The following is a 573-nucleotide window of genomic DNA, read 5'->3' on the forward strand; positions in this document are numbered from 1 at the left end:
TCAGTGGTGAGCGGTCAAGAGTTCAATTACGATGAGGATATTGTGGATTTGCTTTATGATAAGGGGACTTTATACGTGCTCACGCTAGATGGGCAGATCTTGCAAATGGATAAGAGTTTGAGGGAATTAAACAGCGTGAAACTGCCCTTTGCTTCGCTCAATACCATTGTATTAAACCATAATAAATTGTATTCTTTAGAAAAACGAGGGTATGTGATAGAAGTGGATTTGAATGATTTTAATTCGTATAATGTCTATAAAACGCCAACTATAGGCAGTTTTAAGTTTTTTTCATCCAATCGTTTGGATAAAGGGGTGTTTTATGATAAAAATCGGGTGTATTATGATCGCTACTATTTAGATTATAATAATTTTAAACCCAAGCTTTATCCCGTTGTGGAAAAACCTGCATCTGAAAAATCTCAAAAAGGCGAAAAAGGGAACGCTCCTATTTATTTGCAAGAAAGGCATAAAGTTAAAGAAAACAAACAACCTTTAGAGGAAAAAATCAAACCAACTCAAGGGAATAGCGGATTTGAAGAAGAAGAAGTTAAAACCAATCAACGCGGTATG

At 35.3% G+C, this 573-nt stretch carries 1 pseudogene; it reads left to right on the forward strand.

The annotated features are described in order from the left end of the window. Positions 1 to 573, forward strand: a pseudogene (gene pgbB, locus IEY78_RS35410) (plasminogen-binding protein PgbB); the annotation flags it as partial.

This window comes from Streptomyces kronopolitis (assembly GCF_014646275.1).
GTDB classification, from domain to species: Bacteria; Actinomycetota; Actinomycetes; order Streptomycetales; family Streptomycetaceae; genus Streptomyces; species Streptomyces kronopolitis.